The organism is Neptunomonas sp. CHC150, assembly GCF_030397555.1.
Taxonomy (GTDB): Bacteria; Pseudomonadota; Gammaproteobacteria; order Pseudomonadales; family Balneatricaceae; genus Neptunomonas; species Neptunomonas phycophila.
Genome location: NZ_JAPNXU010000011.1, coordinates 1 through 23,353 on the forward strand (window position 1 = coordinate 1; position 23,353 = coordinate 23,353).

The 23,353-nt window shown below is 44.7% G+C and carries 19 protein-coding genes; all 19 read right to left on the minus strand.

Annotation, left to right across the window (positions count from 1 at the left end; genetic code table 11):
- Positions 1-155: 155 nt before the first annotated feature.
- Entirely contained in the window at positions 156-599 is a 444-nt protein-coding gene (locus OW491_RS14020) for a hypothetical protein (protein WP_290036563.1), read from the minus strand.
- Complete coding sequence (locus tag OW491_RS14025; protein ID WP_290036564.1) at positions 568-1,032, minus strand: hypothetical protein; 465 nt, start codon at positions 1,030-1,032, stop codon at positions 568-570. Before OW491_RS14025 ends, OW491_RS14020 begins: the two co-directional genes overlap by 32 nt.
- Positions 1,033-1,092: 60 nt before the next feature.
- Positions 1,093-1,569, minus strand: coding sequence for a type VI secretion system tube protein Hcp (locus tag OW491_RS14030; RefSeq protein WP_075171618.1), 477 nt, complete (start codon positions 1,567-1,569; stop codon positions 1,093-1,095).
- Positions 1,570-1,859: 290 nt separating this feature from the next.
- Positions 1,860-2,498 carry a hypothetical protein gene (locus OW491_RS14035; RefSeq protein WP_075171617.1) on the minus strand — a complete coding sequence of 213 codons (639 nt, stop codon included), beginning with the start codon at positions 2,496-2,498 and terminating at the stop codon, positions 1,860-1,862.
- Positions 2,488-5,130 carry a type VI secretion system ATPase TssH gene (gene tssH / locus OW491_RS14040; protein ID WP_290036565.1) on the minus strand — a complete coding sequence of 881 codons (2,643 nt, stop codon included), beginning with the start codon at positions 5,128-5,130 and terminating at the stop codon, positions 2,488-2,490. The genes OW491_RS14035 and tssH overlap by 11 nt, the downstream gene beginning before the upstream one ends.
- The gene (locus OW491_RS14045; RefSeq protein ID WP_075171615.1) at positions 5,127-6,782 is read right to left on the minus strand and encodes a serine/threonine-protein kinase; all 1,656 of its coding nucleotides are present in this window, start codon (positions 6,780-6,782) and stop codon (positions 5,127-5,129) included. The genes tssH and OW491_RS14045 overlap by 4 nt, the downstream gene beginning before the upstream one ends.
- Before the next feature lie 12 nt (positions 6,783-6,794).
- Entirely contained in the window at positions 6,795-7,844 is a 1,050-nt protein-coding gene (tssG, locus tag OW491_RS14050) for a type VI secretion system baseplate subunit TssG (protein ID WP_290036567.1), read from the minus strand.
- Positions 7,841-9,667: a type VI secretion system baseplate subunit TssF gene (tssF, locus tag OW491_RS14055; protein WP_075171613.1), complete on the minus strand. Its 1,827-nt coding sequence runs from the start codon at positions 9,665-9,667 to the stop codon at positions 7,841-7,843. The genes tssG and tssF overlap by 4 nt, the downstream gene beginning before the upstream one ends.
- A complete protein-coding gene (gene tssE, locus OW491_RS14060; protein ID WP_075171612.1) occupies positions 9,664-10,140 on the minus strand; it encodes a type VI secretion system baseplate subunit TssE in 477 nt (158 codons plus the stop codon). The genes tssF and tssE overlap by 4 nt, the downstream gene beginning before the upstream one ends.
- Before the next feature lie 14 nt (positions 10,141-10,154).
- Positions 10,155-10,991: a type VI secretion system accessory protein TagJ gene (locus OW491_RS14065; protein ID WP_290036568.1), complete on the minus strand. Its 837-nt coding sequence runs from the start codon at positions 10,989-10,991 to the stop codon at positions 10,155-10,157.
- Between the two features lie 2 nt (positions 10,992-10,993).
- A complete protein-coding gene (gene tssC, locus OW491_RS14070; RefSeq protein WP_290036569.1) occupies positions 10,994-12,424 on the minus strand; it encodes a type VI secretion system contractile sheath large subunit in 1,431 nt (476 codons plus the stop codon).
- A gap of 86 nt (positions 12,425-12,510) precedes the next feature.
- Positions 12,511-14,007 (minus strand): type VI secretion system contractile sheath large subunit, encoded by a 1,497-nt coding sequence (gene tssC, locus OW491_RS14075; protein WP_178968411.1) that lies wholly within the window; start codon positions 14,005-14,007, stop codon positions 12,511-12,513.
- Positions 14,008-14,017: 10 nt separating this feature from the next.
- Positions 14,018-14,530, minus strand: coding sequence for a type VI secretion system contractile sheath small subunit (gene tssB / locus OW491_RS14080; RefSeq protein ID WP_075171608.1), 513 nt, complete (start codon positions 14,528-14,530; stop codon positions 14,018-14,020).
- A 43-nt stretch (positions 14,531-14,573) separates the two neighbouring features.
- Entirely contained in the window at positions 14,574-15,701 is a 1,128-nt protein-coding gene (gene tssA, locus OW491_RS14085) for a type VI secretion system protein TssA (protein ID WP_075171607.1), read from the minus strand.
- A 68-nt stretch (positions 15,702-15,769) separates the two neighbouring features.
- Positions 15,770-17,092, minus strand: coding sequence for a LysM peptidoglycan-binding domain-containing protein (locus OW491_RS14090; protein ID WP_290036570.1), 1,323 nt, complete (start codon positions 17,090-17,092; stop codon positions 15,770-15,772).
- 3 nt (positions 17,093-17,095) lie between these two features.
- Positions 17,096-17,830 (minus strand): protein phosphatase 2C domain-containing protein, encoded by a 735-nt coding sequence (locus OW491_RS14095; RefSeq protein ID WP_215149974.1) that lies wholly within the window; start codon positions 17,828-17,830, stop codon positions 17,096-17,098.
- A gap of 10 nt (positions 17,831-17,840) precedes the next feature.
- Positions 17,841-18,497, minus strand: coding sequence for a type VI secretion system-associated protein TagF (tagF, locus tag OW491_RS14100; protein WP_075178815.1), 657 nt, complete (start codon positions 18,495-18,497; stop codon positions 17,841-17,843).
- Complete coding sequence (tssM, locus tag OW491_RS14105) at positions 18,497-22,030, minus strand: type VI secretion system membrane subunit TssM (protein WP_290036573.1); 3,534 nt, start codon at positions 22,028-22,030, stop codon at positions 18,497-18,499. The genes tagF and tssM overlap by 1 nt, the downstream gene beginning before the upstream one ends.
- A complete protein-coding gene (gene icmH / locus OW491_RS14110; protein ID WP_290036575.1) occupies positions 22,030-23,352 on the minus strand; it encodes a type IVB secretion system protein IcmH/DotU in 1,323 nt (440 codons plus the stop codon). Before icmH ends, tssM begins: the two co-directional genes overlap by 1 nt.
- Position 23,353 lies beyond the last annotated feature (1 nt).

A 23,353-nucleotide genomic window follows, 5' to 3' on the forward strand; every position in this document is an offset into this window, starting at 1 on the left:
AAAAAAACATCGTCACCGAGCGGGGTATCAATTGCCAACAAACGGCTTTGCTGCTTAAAATCAGCCATACACTTCCCTGTACATCACAATAATAGAAATAGACTACACACCCATATTTTAGACTTTACTACATCAATAAGCCCCTAACGACAACCTTACATACCTGTACAACGTAAACTGCCACTCAAAGTATTCCAGTGGCCGTCATTGTTCTCTACATTAAACTCAAAACCATAACTCCATGGCGACTCCTCATCGACCACCTCAAAGCTAATAGCGATACGGATATGAGCCGATTCAGGATGGCTGGTTACCTTGATACGTGATTCGTCGAATTGAGCCAAAACAGACAAATAATAACCTAAGATATCTCGAACTGTTTCGCTGCTTACATCACTAACTGATTGGCAAGAGCTGATTGTGCTAAACGGTTGATCACCTTGCTGCATCAACAGAGCAAACGCCTCAGCATGGGTTGGTAACGAAACCGCCTTATGCGACGCTTCATCATTATGAGCCAGCGCCATTTGTGCGCTCAGCATCAAAATAACTGCCCCCATAAAACGACTAATTGATGAACGTTCCATAAAAGACAGCATAACCTGCTCCTTGATAATGATTAGCAAACTGAGCTGGCGTTTGCTTAACGACTTCGTCTTTAGAGTTAGAGTAATGGTAGATATAACCATCAGCGAAAATACCAATATGCTTACGAGGTACGTTCGACATAGTTTTGCGAGCAAGATCAACGTTGCTACGTTTCGTTACAAAAGCGAGACAAGCGCTAAGGCACGGACCTTTATCACTCCACAAGCCAACTTTAGGGCATCGAGAGAAAACTTCTTGCACTCGAATTGTGGCACCTTCACCTGACGATTGCTTCTGATTACCGCATTGATAACCAAACTCATACCCTAAAACATGAGACACAAAATGCGCACAATGGTTAAGGTTATCAGCGACTAAGTTTTGGTCGCAGTGGCTTGAAATATGGTCACCTAATAATGCTTCTAGCTCTTCCTTGCTAATCATTTTGACATCCTTTGGTAAAAATAGAGCGCAATAACCTGAGCCATTGCGCTTTGTAAAACGTTACAGACGAACACCTGTAGCGATGTCATAACCAGCAGGCACACTACCTTCTGGTTGATGCTGCTCGTTCCATGTTGTGTATTTCATCTCTACTTTAGTAAAGTTAAGAGAAATGGCTTCAACAGGACGGTCACCGTTACTCATCACACTATAACCACTGATTAGCGTATTAGTCAGTGTGTACTCCATGTAAGTTTCGATACCTGAAGAGCTGGTTTGAGCCATATGAATTTTTGCTGTTTTACCTTGGCCAACGCAAGATTCAGCAAAGAATAGTGGAGAAGTCTTATCCATTTTAGTCGTTAGCGTGATCTCACCAACAACCGGCGTCGTTGATTCACGATCTTTACCCTGACCAGGTTTAGTGGTCAAGCTACGAGTCACGTTCCATTCCATTGAGTCACACTCGACCCAATTCTCGTGGCCCGCTGCCGTCACATCACCATCAATGCCATCGATTTTTAAATAAATTGCCATGAGTTTGCAGTTCCTTTTTTTGACAAATTTATGATGCAGAGAAAGCCCCTACACTTAATAATCCTTTAATTAGGCAAATTACAGCTAAGCTCAATTAAAGGGTGTTCTCCAGTTAAAACCTACTACCCTATTCGGGCTTCTCTTAGAAAAACACGCATAAAAAAGGAGGCCAGCGCTATTCACAGCAAGATACCGTGATACTCATGGAAGACATCCTTTTCTCACCTTTATTGGGTGGCAAATACCTTTATTTAGCTATCTAACAACAAATAATTGGAATGACTATGTATTTACTTTTCAGTAAATAATTGAGGAATCAAAGCCCCTTCTTCACCACAGTCATTACCTGAAATACAAAAACCACTGTTGTACAAATATTTATCGAACCACTTAATTTCATTGCGAGCAAACTGGTGGTTTTTGTTAGCCGATTCATTAATGTGGCTAATAAAGTATGCGCCTGTAGCGGATAAGAACATACGACCACGCTCAAACTCGAACTGACCCGGCTGATTCGCTAACTCACAACTGGTCCACCAATTGATGCGAGTTTCACCGTTTTGTTCCCTGATTTTACCGGAGTCTACCGTAGAACTTGTACATTTGGATTGCAGTTGTGTTTCGATAACTGTATTTAAAAATTCGCGCGGTTTGGATGTTCCCAAAGCTTGCAAAGACTCTGGATAATACTCAGACGGGTACGTTTGTAAACGCAGAATACGCTCCTTAGAAGAAGCTTCAGCAGCAGGAGCAAAAATAACGCTCCCCCCTTGCAGTGCAGGGTTAACTTGATGCTGAACTACCGCATAATCGTCAGGTAAAGCAAATCGAAAATTCTGACTGCCCGCGCTTTTTTCGGCCGCATAAGCACCACTAGCCAATGTGCTAGAAACTACTAACGCCATCACAAACGTACGACTATTTTTCATGTGCTGCATCCTGCTCATCTGTAGAAAGGTTAAAACTAAATTCGCTATTGTCATCCACATCAATATGAACCGAAGCCAACGCGTGACTATCACCCATGGACTCTAAGATTCGCATTGATATTTCAGGTAATAAACTACGATTAATAATATGGATTGCATTACGAGCCCCTGTATCGACCTCTTTACAACGAGCGACGATGGTATCTACAACAGCATCGCTGTATGTAAATTCGGCACTGTATTGATCAAGTAAGCGCTGTCCGACTCGTGCCAATTGTAAACGCACTATTCCTGTCATCACCTCGTCATGCAACGGCATGAAAGGCACTAAACGAGTACGCCCTAAGAAAGCTGGCTTGAAATAAGTTAAAAGCTCATCTTTAACAAGGGATTCTAATTGATCCGGTAACGGAGCTGTGTCGGGATCGGAGCATACGCGCGAGATGGTTTCGGTGCCAGCATTGGTCGTCATGATGATCAGAGTATTACGGAAATCAATATCTCGCCCCTCTCCATCTTTCATCGCGCCTTTGTCAAACACCTGATAAAACACATCTTGAACACCGGGATGCGCTTTTTCCATTTCATCTAACAAAATAACGCTGTAAGGCTTACGGCGAACAGCTTCTGTTAAAACCCCACCTTCTCCATACCCAACATAGCCAGGAGGAGATCCCATCAATAAAGAAACCTTATGCTCTTCTTTAAATTCAGACATATTAATAACGGTCATATTCTGCTCACCGCCATATAACAAGTCAGCTAAAGCCAGCGCTGTCTCGGTTTTACCCACACCGCTGCTACCGCAAAACATGAACACGCCGATGGGTTGTTTAGGATCTTTTAATTTAGCACTGGATATACGAACGCTTTGGCTTACTGCATCTAGCGCATGATCTTGACCAATAATTCGCTTTTTAAGCTCGCTTTGCACGTTAAGTACTTTTTGTACTTCTCCGGACATCATTCGTCCTGCGGGGATGCCCGTCCAAGAGGAAATCACTTCAGCAACCACCTGTGCATCCACGTGAGGGCGAATTAACGGAGCTTCGCCTTGGATATCTTTCAAACGAGCTAATGCCTCGTCTAGTTGCTCGCGCGTAGCATCATCTTGATTGCCATGACTAATCGCTGTACGCAGCTCAAGCACGAGCTCTACAGCTTGTTTTTCTTGCTCCCAACGGCTTTCTATATCGGCGCGTTCATTACTCAAAAGCACTAACTTTTCAGTGAGTGTTTCGATTTCTTGACTGTCACCACCGTATAATGCAACCTCGCGCTCAGCGCTGCTTAATTGCTTCTGATACTGATCTTCTAAGGCTTGCAAATCATCTAATGCAGCGGGCGTGTTACGTAACTCTAAATTAACCCTAGAACATGCGGTATCAAGCACAGAGACACATACATCCGGTAGCTGACGGCCTGAAATGTAGCGTTTTGACAGTAAAACAGAGTCACAAATCGCTTCATCTAATATCAGCACTTGGTGGTGCTTCTCAAAGGCAGGCTGCAGAGTGCGTAGCATGCGCATAGCTTGTTCTGGTTCAGGTTCTTCTACCTTTACCACTTGGAAACGGCGTGTGAGCGCGGCGTCTTTCTCAAAATACTTTTTATACTCAGCCCACGTGGTTGCAGCAATCGTGCGTAATTCACCGCGCGCCAATGCTGGCTTTAAGATATTAGCCGCGTCTCCCTGGCCACCCGAATTGCCAGCGCCAATCAGCGTATGCGCTTCATCAATAAATAAAATAATAGGCTTAGGAGACTGCTTTACTTCATCAATGACTGACTTCAATCGATTTTCAAACTCACCTCGAACACCAGCGCCAGCTTGCAGCAAGGTCAAATCGAGTATATGAATATCAACTTCTTTAAGAGAGTCCGGTACTTCCGCATTTACAATTCGTTGAGCTAGCCCTTCAACCACGGCCGTTTTACCAACACCCGCTTCCCCCGTCAAAATAGGGTTGTTTTGACGGCGGCGGCATAGAATATCAATCAGTTGCCGAATTTCGGATTCACGACCCACAACAGGGTCAAGATCACCTGCTCGCGCACGAGCTGTTAAATCAAGAGTATAAGCCTCCAGCGCTTGCTTACTAGCCGGAGCAGGCGCCATCAACGCGTCATCATCTTCATTATCAGAAGGGGCTGCCACTTGAGTTACTTGCTCAAGCTTAATCAGGTTAGGTCCATTACGCACATAGTCGGCATCGTCAAAATGACTAAACGCCTTTAAACGAGACGTAATTTGCAAGTTCATCGCCTCATCTTTAAATAAGGCTACCATAACAGCAATACCAACTACTTCATTCTCACCGTATTCTAAACTAGATAACAGCCATGCCTTACGGATGAGTTCGACAACGTTGGGAGAAAAAGAAGGGGCGCTCGTGTGACCTTTTTCAAATGATTCAAAGCGGATAAGAATATCGCCTTCGAGCTGATCAGTATTTACGCCGTATTTTTTCAATGATGACCGAACCCCAGTACGCTCCTCTTGCAGAAGGGCTAGCACTAGATGCTCGATTTCTATAGCGTAGTGGCGCTGAGTTACCGCCAAAGAAGCAGCCTTTTCGAATGCAGCAAGACTGGTTGCTGATAACTTACCAATGAGCGCGCGAGTATTCATTTAACATCCCCTGTTTTTCTGATTACGACAGTCCTGTCTTCAGATTCTTCTATCTCTGTTTCTGGTAACGTTTCTTCCTCAAAATCAGGATCTGACTCAAGAATAAACGTCTCCATTTGTTCAGCCAATTCATTGAATTGACGTTTTGCATACCCTATCTCATCGATTCTATCGACATGGAGACGCGTATAATAGTTCCCTACATACAAGCTTTGCAACGCCTGCCCTAATTGACTAAATTGGCGCGTAAAGAATCGGCATAAATAATACACAATCGCTGTAATCATAATGCAGGCTATTAAGATAAAGAGCCCCAGTGCCCAAGCTGTTCGAGTCCAAACATCAGCGACTGAGTTAGCCGAAAGCCCCATGACTACTGCACCAATTTCTTTACCGTTGAACAAAATGGGCGAGGTTAAATGGTAAATGCGATTGCCATGTTCATCACGTTTAAGCTGGAAGATATTAACATTTTGCGCTTGTTCAACTCGAACCAAATCTAAAGGAGGACGGTAAACCTTCCCCATCATATCTGGCTGCTTGCTCGCTTTAATTAATCCTTCATGGTCTGTCACATACAAATATTCAATTTCATCATTGTTCGACAACCGCTCGACGGTAATCCCCAACGCTAGGTCGTCGCCCAATAGCAAGGCCTCATCAACTTGCTCTTTTGTTTGTTGCACTAGCATTCGACCATAGCTGCCCAATACTTCCGACAAGCTGGTCGATAAATCATTTAAAGTGAAAGCCAACAAGGCTACTAACAAGGTACTTAATGCAGTTGCCACAATGGCGGTATAGCGCCAGGTCGATGTGATTTTTTCAGACCATTTTGGGTCTTTAGTAGACAATTCGACGCTAACAGCATTGAGTTGTTTGACTAACTCACCAGCACTGCTATATCGGAACGTTGGCTTTTTATGCAATAAACGGCGAATAACCTTTTTGATCGCGTGCGGGCACTTAGAAGCAGTTAGATCCACTTCCGATTTTTGAATGAGATCGACCAAGTTACGAATGCTGGACGCCTCAAATGGCAATGTACCGAAAACCAATTGGTAAAAAACCACACCCATTGAATAAAGATCACTTCGGCTATCTGGCACACCACCAGCGAGTTGCTCTGGCGACATGTAAAAAGGTGTACCGACAATTGTCTGTGTTTGGTCAAGCTCTGTTTGCTCATGCAAATAAGCCACACCAAAATCAGTCAGACGCACGCGGCCATTCGTTTCAATGAGAATATTACTGGGCTTAATATCGCGATGGATAATGCCTTTACTGTGCGCATACTCTAAGGCTGACGCCAATTGCGTCATAATATCTGTGACTTTATCCAAAGAGATATCAGTTTGCTCTTTCATCCAATCATCAAGGCTTTGACAATCCACAAACTCCATCACTATAAAAGGAACTTCGTCGACGGACCCAACATCAAAAATTTGAACAATATTGTGATGGTTAAGCTTACCTGAGACATGTACTTCGTTGAGAAAAAAGCTGAGGCGCTCTTTATCTTCCGAGAACTCGGGTTTTAGCACTTTGATGGCAAGCGTTCGTTGTAGCACAGGATCATAAGCCTTATAAACCTGTGACATGGCGCCTTCGCCAATCATTTCCTTTAATTCGTATCGTCCAAGTTGATTCATTATTCCTTCCTGTTACCGACTTACTTCGTAGATAGCATCAGCAACGTTTTGATGATTCGATGCAGCACTTAGCCACAAGCCTTCGCCCAATCGGAGTGAGTCCTGCAAGGTTGTATCATTAGCGAGAATAAAAGGTGGCTTTTCGACACCTTTAAGCACCACTTGTAAGTCAATCAAATAATCTTGACCCACATAGAGGTTAATAAGCTCTTTGAGAATGAGGAACTTTGGCTGGCCCGGTTGCAAACTTTTAAAGTCAGCAAGCGAGACTGGCGCGGTTTGTATCCGTATACTACACGACCCTTCAAACACAGAGCTGCCAATAACAAAATCTTTCCCTAGCGTGGCATTCTTACATCCAATTGTATTTCTTTGTTCTGGTTCTAGATCAAACCAACGCCCATAAAACTGTTGCAGTGTCACCTGACACCCCAACACTCGACTGATAATTTTACTCAAACCAGCCGCATTACGAGGACGTTTACTATAATACCCTGAAAAATAGAGCGCCAGTGATTCTGTATCCGTTTTGATACTTTTTTCTTTATCACCTTCTGCCAGCCCTACATAGGCTTTTAGCATCGCCTTTGCCGGGTCAACTTGACGATTTACCGTTGCTCTTGTCAGGTGCTCTTGCATGATGGGCAGACGGTTTTTTTGCCAAGCCCGATACAAAAAACTTACTGAACGTGCATTAAAGCCATCTAATAATGTTTTTAGTGCGGTATCTTTTTGTCGAGCCCTACTACTTAGTAATTCAGTGTAATGAATTGGCATGACACCCGATGGGCCCGTTAATCCAAAACACGCAATATGCAGCTTACTCTGAGTAAACTCACCATGATCAACCCGATCAATTTTTGTGCAAGCACTGCCCGGGAAAGCGGCTGACTGGATAACAGCAAAGTCGGCAAACTCTTTCTTTAGTGGTAAATCATGACCAATGGCTCCTGCGGCTACCCCTTTGCTTTTGCGTGCTGTTAATTCTAAATGCCTAAGCAACTGAAAAAACTGCATATCGGGTAACGCACTAGTTGTCATTGCGTGAGAGACCGTACTCATAGCAGTGATTGATCCCCTGCCCGCGCTGGCCAACATTTTAACTCGTGGTCTTTATCTCCCAACACCACTGACAACTGAACAAACGAATTGATATGTGTATACAACCCTAAAAACCGCTCAATAACGCTAGCAAATAAAAATGGGCTGCTGCCGGCAAATTTAGTTTTATCCAACGTTATTTCAACTTTGCTACCACGACAGAAAAATGGCATACCTCGATCATCAGCGATGCGTAATGTGGCTGGTGATACATCAGTGATTGCCACTGCATCTACTACGCTACTGCTTTCTTGATGACGCGTCACATTATAGAGAGACAATATTTTGCGCAGTGCAGCGGTCCCCTGATTACCTTGCGTCAACGAGATATAATTTAGATTCAGGTGAGATAGCAACTGCCAATAAATATCATCATCTAAACGAGGTCTAATCACATCCGTAAAAGGAATTTCTGTCCTAATACGATCCACAGCAGACGCCCCGGAACTCAATATCAGCTTTGGCTGGCTGTGCGTCTGAGACAGACGCTTAGGCAAACTACCGTTAAAACACCGTAATTGAGTTAAGACAACGGCTTCGCCTTGTTCTTTAAGAATAGGATCTATATTGATTAAGGATAGATGAGATTGGCTGCGGGTATTACCAAACTCAATTTCCTCTCGACGAGAGTGCCAACGAGCCTCAGTCGTCTCTGACGGAGGTATATCAGCTATTCCAAAAAACGGCGTCACGACTTCTATCTTGTCTTGATCCGTTGTAATCGATACGCCTTCTACACTGTAGATTTCCACTTTGTCCGGATTTCGCGCGTCAGCTACCAGAGGATATTCATAATCTTTATGCGTTAGCCTAGTAGGCTCTGAAAACTGATCATATAAATTAATAATAGGTGTAGCATTTAAGACAAAGTTTTTGGCCTCAACCGTAGCCTCTATATCCGGCACACTCTTATTAAAGTAAAAAAACAGTTCCATTTGCTGACCTTCAATGGCTAGCTTTACTGACTCACTGATTTTTAAATCGAAGAACAGAAATTTTTCAGGATAAGCAAAGTACTCTGTCAGCAATCTATAACCTATAAACGACTGTTCTGGATAAGGTAGTATTCCCTCATCCTCATTAAAGCCCACTTGAAACAGCACGTCTTCTGGGTTTAAAAAAATCGCTTTGGGATCATGATCATTCTTAGCGACCGCGATGGTCACTGTGTGGTTATGAATAAGCTCATAAAGAGCAAAACTGTAGTGGCGGTTGCCTTTAATGTAAAAGCGCAACGTCTCAAAATCAATTTTTTCGAATACAGCATCGCTATTTATTGTTGATAAACGTAGTCGCAATACCGATTCAAGGTCAGTAACTTGCTGAGGGTTAGGCGCTTGAGCTGGATAGCTCTGCAATACGGCTTTATCAACCTTAGCAGGTAAAACATCTGTTGGATAAACAGTCTTAAATCGACAGGCAAAATGCTCATCCACATCAGCCTCAATAACAGAACCTTGCTTGACTCTCGCCCGAGAGGTGAGGTCCTTTTCAGGCTCAAAACTTACAATCGAATAGCTCGGTAACGGCCGCAAATAATGGGGATACATAACATCCAGCACGCTTTGACACAGCTGAGGAAAGTCATCTTCTATCTTTTTACGAATCCGTGCGTTTAAGAAGGCTACCCCTTGAATGATCCTTTCGACATGCGGGTCTCGCGCAAGGTCATCATTAACCTGAAGTCTGGCAGCTATTTTAGGATATTCATCGGCAAACGCTTCACCGCGACGTTTTAAGTAATTCAGCTCACGCTGATAATAATCGACTAATGACTGTTTCATCGCACTTCAGACTGAAAGTTAAACTGTTTGCGGGCAGGCTCAAACGAGGCACTGATAATTACCGGCTCCGCATCGGTATAAACGCGTAGCTTTGCTTCAATTCTAAACCCAAGACGGTTTGGGTCGTCCTGCTTATCCAACAACGCAACACGGATATCACTCAAACGAGGCTCATTTGTACGAATCGCATCGAGAATTTTTCGTCGCAGCGCTTCCCGACCACTGAGGGCAGCTATGTTGATATGCGCAAAATCAGTGACCCCATAAGTTAATAAAAGCTCACCGGCTTCTAACAATTCAGCACTATTTAAGCGACTTCGGTTATTCAGTAAGTTTTCTAGGTCGCGCATTACCGACTCTTTGTAGGCGCGATAGCGTGCCGCAGGGTTATCATACCGATCCGATTGTTTATCCGGTTCATAGTCCAATACCTGCTGCATAAAGGACGATTGAAAATGCTCAGTATCAACCATACGGCCCACCTGTTTTATGACAGTTCAAGAGCTGTGAGTGTACCGATCTGCAATATCGGAACGAGTTGATCACCCACTAACAAACACTTTTGACCTGAACCAGAAACCAGCCCGGTCTCATCATTTGCAAGCCAATCAGTTGTCCTTCCCATGCACGCAGCAACATCATCACGTGAAGTATTAGCATAGATAGCGGGGACATAAGCCTGTAATGGAGGCGTCTCCTCTGTATCTCCTTTACGCTTTATAACGGCTCGGCGATACATCAGATCCATTGGTTTTTCGTAGGGGTGGAACTCAATAGATGCGATATTTTTCCAAGCGAGCCAGGCATACCCTTTGCGTGCAGAAAACACTTCTAGGCCAAATGCGGTTAAATCATCAGGCTCTGCAAGCTCACCACGAATCTCATCATCTTGTAGCTGACACACAACAGGCAAAAGAGGACGCTGGCCAGTTATCGCTTCAGCCTTCTCTGACGTTAACGAACCGTTTTGAGCATTAGTTACCAACGCATACGCGTCTGATAGTAAATCGATCTCATCATCAAATAATGCAGGCACTTCACTACTGGCTTTCTTATAGAAAGCATGGCGCTGAATTTCACAATCAATCATTTCACCGATGACTTTTAACGTCATATAAGAAGGCAAGTCATCCTTCTTTTGAAACTCTAAAAACTCTAACTGCTTTTTAGCTTTATCGAGCTCCCCCGCAAAAAGATACAACTGCAGTAACAGCCCTCTCCCTTCACCATTTTCTGGATTATCTCTAACAAATGCTTTGGAATGCACAAGCGCTGCCTGTAAATCGCCTGCTTTATATAACTCACCAATACCTTTGATATCCATATCTACCCTGTCACCCTGTTTGATACGACTTCAGCGCTGAACTGAATCGATGTTTCTATAGATTCCAATTGAAAGTGCGGCTTTAAATGCGCCACACAAGTATAAGACCCACTGCCTCCCGCTTGCTCTCTGACACTAACACGCGCCTCACGCAACGGGTATTGAGCCAACAGAACGTCACTTGCCTCATCCGTTGACATCACATAATTCATAATCCAAGTTTGTAGGAACTGACGACATTCCTCAGTGGTCGAGAATGCCCCCACTTGGTCTCTTACAATAACTTTCATATAGTGCGCAAACCGCGAAGTACAAAGCACATACTGCAACATAGAAGAGTAACGAGCATTTACGCGTGCTTGTGCCGTGTTGTAATAAAGTGGGCTTTGGATCGACGATGCACTATAGAACAAACCACTAGCGCTATTGACTGAGTAACAAACAGGAATAAACCCATGATCCGATAACGAGCGCTCTAACGCATCAGGGATCATAACCTCAGCCGCGATATGAGACTGGCCATCAATGTCAGAATCGTGGGATATAAACCCCGGCACCACGCCTCCACCAAAATAGCGTTTACCGGTAATTTCAGCTAGCCATCCTGTATTCGAAAAACAACGAGCCATCACAGCGCCCAGTGCAAAAATAGCCCCCACTTTCAGATAATCGCTGCGTTTTTTTATCCCTTCACGATAGACAAAGCCATCGTTTCTAAACCGGCTGGGTCTATAAGTTTTACGCAAATATAAATAGGGTAACGTTAATCCAATAAAGCGGGCGTCTTCTGTCTGGCGCAGGGCTTTCCATCGAATAAATGACTCTTGCTGATAGGTTCGATCCAAATCGAGCTGGGAGTGCATTGACGAGAAATCATCTAAATCGAGTAACGATGGGTCTGCATTAAAAATAAAAGGAGCAAAACTTGCAGCAGCAACGGCGGCAAGCCCAGAAAGAACGCTCAGATCATCTCTACCAGAGCGCTTAGGTGTCAGACCAATTGCATAGTTGCAGAGCATGGCACCAAAAGGCTCACCACCCGCCATACCAAACTCTCGACTATACACTTTGTGGAATATTTCGCTGTGATCAATCTCGATCGCACGGGTTATGTCTCGCGCTAATTCATCCCAAGTAACATCCAATAATTTAACTTTAACTTGCTGAGCAAATGATGTCTGCTCTAACAAATACTGGCACCCCATCCATGTGGATTCTAGAGCTTGAAACTGAGGGTGATGGAGTATCGCATCTACTTGCTGTTCAAGTAGCTGGTCTATGCGAGCAATTTCACGGTTAAGTAAGCTGAGGACTGTGAGGCGAGAATGCTTCGTGCGCAGTGAATCTGCACCGAAATAATCGACGAGATCATGTATCCAAACACATTTGTTCAGGTTTGCATCCGACCCTAAAGGGTGATCAAGCAGTTCCATTAATACCTAATACATCCATGTTGACCAATACCAGAAAATTACAGTAGGCAACAACATGCCTACTGTAATACTACAACCTGATCGACCTACTTACCGAGTTGTGGGATACGAGCAACCATTCGCATAGATGCACTCAACTCTTCCATTTGCAGCCATGGACGCATCCAAGCAACCACATTGTACGAACCAGGACGGCCCGGCACTTCAGTTACCTGAACTTTACCAGCACGCAGCGGATATTTTGCTTTCATATCTGGACCCGAATCCGGGTTGTCATTGACATAGTTGAGCAACCAACGGTTTAGCCACTGCTCTACATCATCAGCTTCCATAAATGAGCCAATTTTGTCGCGTCCCATCACTTTCAAGAAATGCGTAAAGCGAGAGGTAGCCATAATGTAAGGCAAACGAGCCGAGATAGCCGCATTGGCCGTAGCTTCGGGTGTGCCATATTTAGTAGGCTTTTGAGTAGATTGGCCGCCAAAGAACACAGCATAGTCAGTGTTTTTATAATGGCATAATGGCAAGAAGCCCATTTTAGATAGCTCAGCTTCTCGGCGATCGGTAATGCCGATTTCAGTTGGGCACTTAAGGTCCATGTCGCCATCATCACTCGTAAACACGTGTGTAGGTAAGCTATCAACGCGACCACCGCCTTCAGCGCCACGAATAGCCGTACACCATCCTGTGCTAGCAAAGGACTCAGTTAAACGAGCACCCATTACATACGCAGCATTCATCCAACAATAGTTATCATGATCAGCCGCACGGGATACGCCATTCTCGTCAATAGGCGCCTCTTCGTAGCCGAAATCATCGATTGGGCTAGTTTGAGAACCATATGGCAAGCGCGCTAGTGCTCGTGGCATTGTCAAGCTTACAAAACGTGAATCTTCAGAGTCACGGAAACCGCGCCATTTAGAATACTCTTTAGAGTCGAAGATCTTCTCAAGATCTTTAGGACGCGATAGTTCTGTCCAGCTCTCTAGACCAAATAACTCAGGGCCTGACGCCGCGATGAATGGGCAAAATGCAGCCGCCGATACGTTAGACATTTTTGAAAGCAGCTCGATATCATCCGCATGATTAGAGAATTCGTAATCACCTACAATGGCACCAAAAGGCTCACCACCCGGCGTACCGAATTCTTCTTCATACAACTTCTTGAACATTTCGCTTTGGTCAAACTCAACCGCTCTATCTAAATCTTTAAATAGATCTTTTTTGTTGAGGTTGAGCACTTTTAACTTTAATGAAGAGCTTGTTGCACTGTTATCAACAAGGTATTTCAAGCCGCGCCATGAACCCTCAAGCTTTAAGAACTCCGGTGCATGCATGACTTCTGCTAGCTGAGTGGATAACTTAGCGTCAAGCATCGCAATCGCTTTGTTGATAGTTTTTGCAATGTTGCGGTCCCAAACAACCGTTCCGTCCATTGCTTCATCAACCAGTGTTTTAAGCAAATCTTTAGCCACGTCGCTTTCAGTTTGCTTTGTGGCACTGATTACTTGGTCCAGCAAGCCGCCAGTTTCTTCAAGAAGCGTGGTTGCATTTTGCTGAGTAGCTGTAGTTGTATCAGTCATCCTTGTCACCTTACTCAGTTTCGCCTGCCTTCAGCTCTTTCGACAATGATTGCATGTCGTCCGTGCTCTGTAATACTTTTTCCAAAAGAGTTTCTAACTCTTCGGAGCGGTCTGCTTTCGTTAGCAAGTCACGTAGTTTATTACGTGTTTCCATTAAATTTTTTAACGGTTCGATTTGCTCAACAACACGACCTGGCTCAAAATCTTCCATCGACTTAAATTCAAGGTCGACTGACATAGAGCTATTGCCATCCTGCAGCGTATTATCAACTTTGTAACGAAGGCCCGGCGCCATTTTTGCCATGACTTCATTTAGGTTGTCACTCTCAATTTGAATGAACTTACGATCTTTCAAACTTTTAAGTGCATTGGCCGGATTATTACCGGTGAAATCACCCATAATACCCATGACAAATGGAAGCTCTTTATGTACAACAGCACCTTCGGTTTCAACATCATAAGTAATGTGAACACGTGGTTTTCTGACTCGTTCGAGCTTCTTATGAATGCTTTCGGTACCCATAAGTATTCCCCTTTATTTCCCTATTAAGTGCGTTCGATTCTAACTAATTAGAATCTTTTGATAATCCAATTAAGCGGAAGAACTGATGTCTAGTTGTGTCATCGTCGAGTAGTTCATCCATTAACTCTGCCAATCCCATTCTTCCCCAACGCTCAACACGCTCCATCTGATAAGACAAAGGCGAGTGTGGTTCGGTATCCCTGAAAAAGGCACTAAGCCTCGACACCATAATCAGCGCTTCCTCGCGAGAGGATGGGTAGTACGCTTCAGGTCGGAATTGTACTACGGTATTCTGAGCCGATTTAGATGAGCGTACTTCAGGTTTATCGCTATCGTCTTCAGGCTCAGACGCCTCTTCCTCAGCCGGCTTTGGATCCTCTAAAATAGAAGTATCAATGCGGGCAATCGCTGCCAGCGCATCCCAAGCTGTAGAAAGAACGTTTTTAATCGCCGATGTCGGCGGAGAATCATAGCCACATTGATCCTGTAAAAAGTCATCAATAGAGGCAAAATTTTGTTTGCATGCGTCGATGGCACGTGCCGTCGTTTTGATCTGGGCACTGTCGGTGCCTTGCATTAATTGCTGAAGTTGATCGATTGTTTTAATGCCATCATCGATTTTGCGCTGACGCTTACTATCATCTGTCAGCTGTGCTAAATCACATGCTTTTATGTAATCCCAGCCACTAATCATTTCTCCAGCAGGTGTAGTAATGACAGAAGCCATACGAATAGGCATGACCAAGGTGCCTTCTCCATTATCGCCATTTAGGCCAGTTAACGGAAATAAGGTAGCACTGATCCCCTCTTCATCAGGAAGCGGATAAATCCCCCCCCAATACTCTCGCAGGGTTTGATCGATAACATCGAAAACTTCAGCAAGGCCCACAAAGCCGTCAACCCGAATAGTCGCTTCGGCGAGCCATGCCAGTACTTCAACATCTTTACTTTGCGTTGCCAAAATGTCGACACAGGCGGTTTGGACTTGCTTCCATTCTGACCCCAGAGCGTACAGGTCCTCAAGCGATAGCGCACGCCGCTCTTGTGCACGTATAGCGTTGCGTAAGTCGCGCAACTCATAGAAGGCATCGGCGTATTCGGGGTGATTCCGAATATCAAACCCTGCTTTCACATCTGCATTGATGGGTGTTAGTGCTGCTGAAAAATCCATTTACTGCCTTTTATATCCTTGTTGCACAGAGGGCGTGTCAACGTTAGTGAACAGAGCCCCTGTGTACATTATTCAATATTGCTTAATTTATCGAGCAATTTTTGACAACGCGCTTTATAAATTCCTGCTTGCCCATGTGTAGGGTCAGCAGCCAATACTTTATTAAATTCAGCAATGGCCAAATTTAGCTTTTGCTCTTGGTAGTACTTTAAGCCCTTAGCGTAAGGCTTAGAGACTAAACTGTCCGTTAATCGATTCAGCACCGCATTCCCTTGCGCCGAACGATCTGGCACTTGTTTAAGTAAACGATAGGCACGAATCTGTTGGCCTGCAGCGTTCGCCGCTAAGGCCTGCTGCTCTAATGGGTTACCTTGAGGTACTTCTTCTACAGCTTCGGGTTCAGATGGCACATTAGCTTCACTCTCTACTGCTGGAGTACTCGCTTCTGCTACCTCTTCGACAGCGCTAACGTCAGTTTCTAATTCAGCTGCACTATCATCAACCACCCGCTCAGCCGCTTCTTGGTTCTGAGCAGAGGTTACTTCACTTTGTTGATCACCCTCGGTCTCCACTGGCGCGGCTAATGTATCTTCCAAGCCTTGCTCAATGTCTTGGGCAACTTTGGCCTCATCCAGAGACGGCGCCTCAGCTTCCACAGTGACATCCGGCTTGCTTAGCGGCTCTATCGGTGTAGCAACAGTCGTCGGTGTGATTGCTACGGATGGCTCATTTTCTACTGGCTCCACCACCGGCTGAGCTACAGTAGGAGCTGACGGTTTAGGTGCGGCTGGTTTAACAACTTTACGTGGTTTTCTAACGACCGGTTTTGGCGTCTTATCAGGGCGAGGCAAACTGATAACCGCTCCAGCTAATAGCGTGCTATCACTTAGGTTGTTGTAACGCATGATAAATGGGTAGTAATTTGAACTACCGTAGATTTTACGAGATAAACCTTTAATGGTGTCACGCTTTTTAACAGTATAGTTGGCCACATCGCTGTTCTGATTAAAGTTTTTTGCTTGCGCAAAAACCGATGGCTCATTAACCAACTGGCTCATCAGTAGAGCCGCGGTCTTATTATCGGGATCTAAGTACAATGCTCGACTCAAATTCAAACGAGCATCAGCGTAGTCTGCAGACGAGAGTATTACTGATTCGGCACGTCGCAAATAAGTGTTTCTACTACCTTTTGTAACAGGGTTAAGGTAATGCACGCCTACTTGATCTAGACCCATGTATTCAGGAAAGCTATCTTTGAGCAAGTCATCGTCATTGACGATACCCACTCGGCTCAGGCCGCCAACAGATCGATCGTCAACTTGCTGCTGCACAGCACATCCTTGGAGAAGAACAAACACAGAGACCATACTGGTCAGTATTACGCGTTTCATCGATTACATCCTGTCCACAATTAAAGCGGTAACGTTATCGTTCGCCTGGCGAGCTAGCGCCATGTTAATTAAGTTTGCTACAGCACGTTGTTTGTCTTCGCTGTAGTAAATAGCTTTGCCTAAGTCTAATTGCTCAATGACATTCGATAGTCCGTCACTGCACAACAAAAACCTATCTCCTGGTTCGAGTTCTAAATAAATCGTGTCTAAATTCAGCTCTCGGCTAACCCCTAAAGCCCGAGTTAACATATGGCTAGCGGGGTGAGTTTTTTCTGACGATAAATCTTCAATCAGACCTCGACTGACCAGCTCCTCGAACTGTGTATGATCTCGTGTGACCATTTCAAAAGCCGTTTCACGCATACGGTATAAACGCGAATCGCCCACCCATACGACAGCACCCCGACCTCCTCTCACTAACAACGCTACTACTGTTGTGCCAATGAGATCCTCACCATAAAAGCTGTCAGACATATCACATAACGCTTGGTTCGCTTCTTGGAGGATTGATATGGTCTCAGTTAACAGCTCATCAAGTGACTGAGGCTCTTTTTGTTGCAAGCTTTCTAAACTCTGCGTGACTAAATGGCTCGCTATACCACCTTCTTTGTGGCCTCCCATACCATCAGCAACACACCATACTCCAGAGTGATCCAAAACAGCTAAACTATCTTGGTTTTCCTCTCGCACAGAGCCCACGTCCGTTTGGCCGTAGCCATTCCAGTTTTTATCTGCCATTGACTTCCATTTACTCCGATACGCTACCGACTAACATAAACTGGTAGTCATTCGCGTCGGGCATCTGACTAAAGCTACATAACGGTTTGACGTGGCCATTGATATCCATCATTGACCACCACAAAGTAACATCGCCCAATTGAACGATCATTTTATCTAATTGTTCTTCTACATTTATGACCGACTTAGGGGTTTCTATTGGCAACATTAATTGCTCACCCACTTCAAAATCGGCTGTAAACTCATCTAACAACACTTGTAAATCATAAACCGTGAGGCGTTTCTGCAATGCTTGAATACCGGCATTCTCTAGCACTTCCAAAAGTGTTGTCGCTTCCCGAAACAACCATTCTGTTCGCCTTTTCTCAGTATCGAGCTTAAACAGTAAGAAAATAGGAAAGTAACGCCCAACAGAATCAACACTAGGCAACATGATACCCGTAACAGCCCCCTTACGGTGCTCTGTAACCGGCAAATAAAATCGCCAAATAGGAGAGACCAAGTACGCCGTAAGCCAGTCACTATCACTCATGACCTCTTTGCTTTTGAAGATGACTGTTTGCATCCAGTCATACAGCTCTGCTGTTAACTCAGAATCAACATTCACACTCACAAAATCAGCGTGTGATGGCAATTTTCCGTATATACCGATTGCTAGCCCAGCCATCACTGACACCTCACTTGCCGAAGTTCCGCCATTTGGAATGGGTTGTAAACACTGCCAGCACGCAACTCTAACGAGACGGTAAACTCATTCTTGAGCCTAAATGTTAGTTTGTAGCGTTCCCGGTCCATGCGCTCCACTTTGGCTTGATCAAACAGTCTAAACAGCGCCCAATCGCCTTGCTCTGTAATCGATTCTTGGCCGGCGCTGGTCACAATAACTAAGCGTGCTAAACCACGATCAGCGTTACGAGCCTGATCAGGCCAGCGGAAACGTTTTCCACTTTGCGGGCCATGGGCATATGTCATCTGCTGCCCATTTACAAACAAGCTCATCCGCAATATGGACTTATCCATATTAATAGGGCGTAACTCAAAGCTGATAGCTGGGTCAGGTGATCCTGTTCGATAGAAAGTATCCCGGATGACACGCCCTATCTCTAATTGACGCAAGACTGATTCAGAAAAACCTAAGCTAACGCCATTATTCTCATTCCAACGCCATGGTCGGCGAGAGGTATCGATATAATCAACAACGACATCATCAAAATATCGCTCTAAAATACCACCAGGACCAAAGTACGCTGAGACATCATCGAGTGTCGCCTCTCGGCTACTGCGTTTATTAAACGGGTAACGATTAGCCAACATATTGGTACAATGACGCGCCACTTCGTTATCCCACTCACGCTGCATATACCCTTTAGCATCTTGTGCTGTTTGTAATTTAGCGCGATCCGAAATTTTATCGAGCAGTGTCGATAAAGGCTTAGGTTGTCGAGCAGCCTCTACATCCATTTCACGAAGGACAGCCGCCGACCCAAGCGGGTCAGAAGCGTTTTCGAAAGCCACTTTTCCTGTATTTGCTGCGCCATCAATAGCACTCATATAGACATAGAGCTCGTCCAGCATTTTAATGGTTTCTTCAATAGGCGGAGCGTGCTCATCATCGCCTTCGGTTAGCTTATTCAGCTCTGCAAAGTACTCGATTACTGGGTTCGAACGCACCTGTACTTGCTCTTCTATTTTCTCATCAAGCGCTGGTGTTTCCGTATCACCTGCTACATTCTCAAGCGCCCCCAAAAGCGAAAACGCATCAGATGAAGTGTTAGTGCTAATCGATTTAAGCAAAGGGATAATAGGAGAGTTAGGCCGTGATAGCTCTTTAAGAATGGCCAGTGTTTCACGCGGATTTGTCATAGGCGCAAAATCCAAAGACTCCAAGTAGCTTTTCCAGGTACTCAAGTAATCATCCAAATACATAGACTCAACCTGAGTTTGCAATAGCTCACCATTCAAACCAACAGACTCCAGTCCGTACTCATCACCCATGACCCATTCATCGGTCAGGTAACGTTCAATCATTTCATCACGATCAACAATGAAGTAATGCTGGTAACCTGCTTTTGTAAAGAACCCGTCAATTTCGCTGGTGATAGGCTGTCCATTTTTAAACTGGAACAAGTAAGCCGCTTCGCTGCCAATAGCATCAACCATGCGATAAGGTGCTAGCTCTTTGTTTAACATCCCTTCTTCTTTTAAGCGGAAGTAGAAACGACGGGCTGGGGGTAAAGTGCTCAACAAAGTTCGAACACTAGCGACCAACTCATCGTTGGGCTGCAAAGGCGTTTCTTTGGGTAAGTATTCTAATAAAGCATCAAGATGTGCTTGTAAGTTTTCGTATTCATTTTTACGAATATCACGAGGAAGCACACGTTTCCAATCGTCCAGCACCCAACTTTTCACTGACGCTGGCTCCAAATGCGCAGGGTCACTGAGCATCAAATAAACGCGTAAGGTGTCGTAAAGGTACTCTGCATCATTACGCTTTTCATATAAGGCCGATTCTATTTGCACTAACAAACGCGGCAAGAAAGTTTTATACAATAAACGACCATAAGCATCACTGGCTTCTTGGCCTAACTTATCGCCTTGATATAAACCGAAATGACGCCAGCTTTTGCCTCCTTCTTGGATGTCATCATAGCCTGTCGGCAACGCACGCACTGTATTAAGTGCATCCACCGGTACCAAAACATCTTTCTCATAACGGCTAATATCTGCAATAACCGCTTCTGCTTCGACTGTTTTAGCCTGCACCTCATCAACTAGTGACTTATTCTCTAGGTAGCTGTAAATCCATAACCCCGAAAGTGCTACCGCTGCCGAAAAAACAAGACCGTAAGCCAATGAGTGCAGCACAAACAGACGACGTTCGTGCTTAATATTAATACCGGCTAAACCGGACTCGCGAAAAATAACTTTAGTGAACAGGTTATGTAAGAAATACCCCTTCCCTTTACCTGATCGCTGTGTCGAGCCATCTGTACGCAACCCAAATCGCGAACCAAGTGCATTAACAACACGATCCAAGGTCGTACCATCTTGCGTGCCGCTGGTGAAGTAAACACCTCGTAACAACGGTTGCGTCTCGAAGCGCGTAGGTTTGAAGATTTCCTGTAAAAAAGTGGCTATTGGATCTTGCAGCAAACCTAGAGTACGCGGGAAAACGTAGATCAAATCCCGACGGTTAATATCAGATTCCATTTGCAAACGATCAGCTTCACGTGACTGAACGCGTTCTTGCAGAGTGCGAAATTCCATTAAAAACTGCGGGACAACATCTTGTTCTTCACTATCGTCATCATAAGGATAAGTAAAGCCCCAGACTTGCTCTCGCTCTTCGCGGCCTAAGTCATCAAAATACTCAGTAAAGCCGGGCAACAAATCAAACTTAGTAATCGTAATATAAACCGGAAAACGTATCTGAAATGTTTCTTGGAACTCTTGTATACGCTGCTTAATAAACTTGGCATGAGTGATTAAGTCCGACTCTTGCATTTTGAGCAAGCTATCGACTGGGAACGTAATAATCAGCCCGTTAATAGGTTTACGACTACGAAACTTTTTAAGCAAGCCTAAAAAGCCTTTCCACTCAACTTCATCTAACTCATTTTGATTATTTTGCGTGGTATAACGGCCCGCCGTATCGAGCAGCACAGACTCATCTGTAAACCACCAATCGCAGTTACGTGTACCACCTACGCCTTTAACAGACGCCCCCACTGAGTCCATGAGCGGAAAATGTAAGTCGGAATTAAGTAAGGCCGTTGTTTTACCTGAACCGGATGGACCGATAATGACATACCATGGCAGCACATAAAGGTAATTCCCCTTGCCGCCTTCTTTTGTTTTTACTTTTTTAAGCAGGCTCAAAGCCTCCTCAAATTTGTGACCTAATTCAGAGACCTCTTGCTTACCTAGCTCTTCTTTTGGCGTTTTATCCGTTGCCGACATTTCGGTGGCAAGCTGTTCATTTTTCTTTTTGGCCATCAAATGTGTACGTAATTTATACACCAGTGCCATAGCAAACATGCTGCCAATCATCATGCCCCGAGTCATGGCCGAGCCAAAGGGGTCCGAACCTCCCATCGTTACTGCCGGTAATACAAACCAAATCAATACGGCAATAATTATAAGGGCTGCAAATCCCAAAACCGTTTTCAACTTCCCTGCGATAGACGTTAGCAGACGCATTATTCGTTCCCTCCATTCGTGCGCCAAACAACATTTGATAACAATACAATCTCTACACGTCTGTTCTTGGAACGTCCTTGTGCGGTTGAATTATCGGCGATAGGGCTAGTGTCCGCCTTGCCCTCTGCATCATAACGATCAAATTCTTGTGTGTTATTCGCTAACAACTTTGTGACTTCTTCTGCTCGGGCTAACGATAAATGCCAGTTAGATGGGAATTTAAGCGTGTTGATAGGCTGACTATCAGAGTGCCCTTCAACCAAAACTTTGCCATTCACCTCATAAAGCGCCAAGGAAACACGGCGCAATAAAGGCTTATAGTCGCCATTGATAGTGGCCTGTCCCGACTGGAAGAGGCGATCACCCTGGATAATTATTCGTACCTGACCATCGCGCTCTTCTACTGCGAGCAAGTTTTGATCAATTTCTGGTTTCAGGAAGATCCGTAATTTTTGCAGTGCTGACAAATCAACCACTTTAGGGCGGTCAAAAGATGTTTCAGCCTCACTACCCAGTGTTGCTAATGCTTGGTAAGGAGGGTTTGATATTTGGTTAAGTTGATATAATAAAAAGAAAAATATGATTGATAGAACCCCTGCTAATACAGAAGCAAAAACCCATAACGGCATAAAGCGACGCAAATTGCGGTTTGCAACGGTTACGCCCTGCCAATGCGGTGATAACTGTCGTGCAGGCTCCCCACGCTGTGTACGTATCGTGCGATATAAACGTGCCCGCACCTCAGCCAAACGACCCACCCTATCAGCTTCGACAGCATAACGACCTTCAAAACCGAGTGTTAGGCATACATACATCAACTCCAACAAATCGATATTGGTTGAAGGATCTTTTTCAAGGTTTTCGAGCATTACGAAAAAGTTTTCGCCGCCCCACGTTTCTTTATGAAAATGGCTTAGTAAACTGCGCGTTTGCCAATCACTTTGTCCACCCCAAGGGGTATTGAGCACAACCTCATCTAGCACAGAACAGAGGATATAACGTCCTATCATAACCGTCCGAGAATCAATGCCCGACTTGCGCGCAACAGCTTCGTATTGCTCGATTTCCTCGACCATTTGCTGACGCAACAACCCCGCACTGGGGTTGGAATGAGACTTTTTAATTGTGGGAATCAGTGAAAGCAGCTTGAACGCTGCATTTTCTAAGCGATTAAACCCTGAACTGATGAACTTATCAGCATCATCAAACAAGGTGCTCCAATTACCACTATCGCTAAACGTTTGGGCAGGTGCTACATCTGCTGTTGCTGGTCTTCCTCCCGGCGTCGGGATTATAACCGTGCGATCACCTTTAAAATCCATT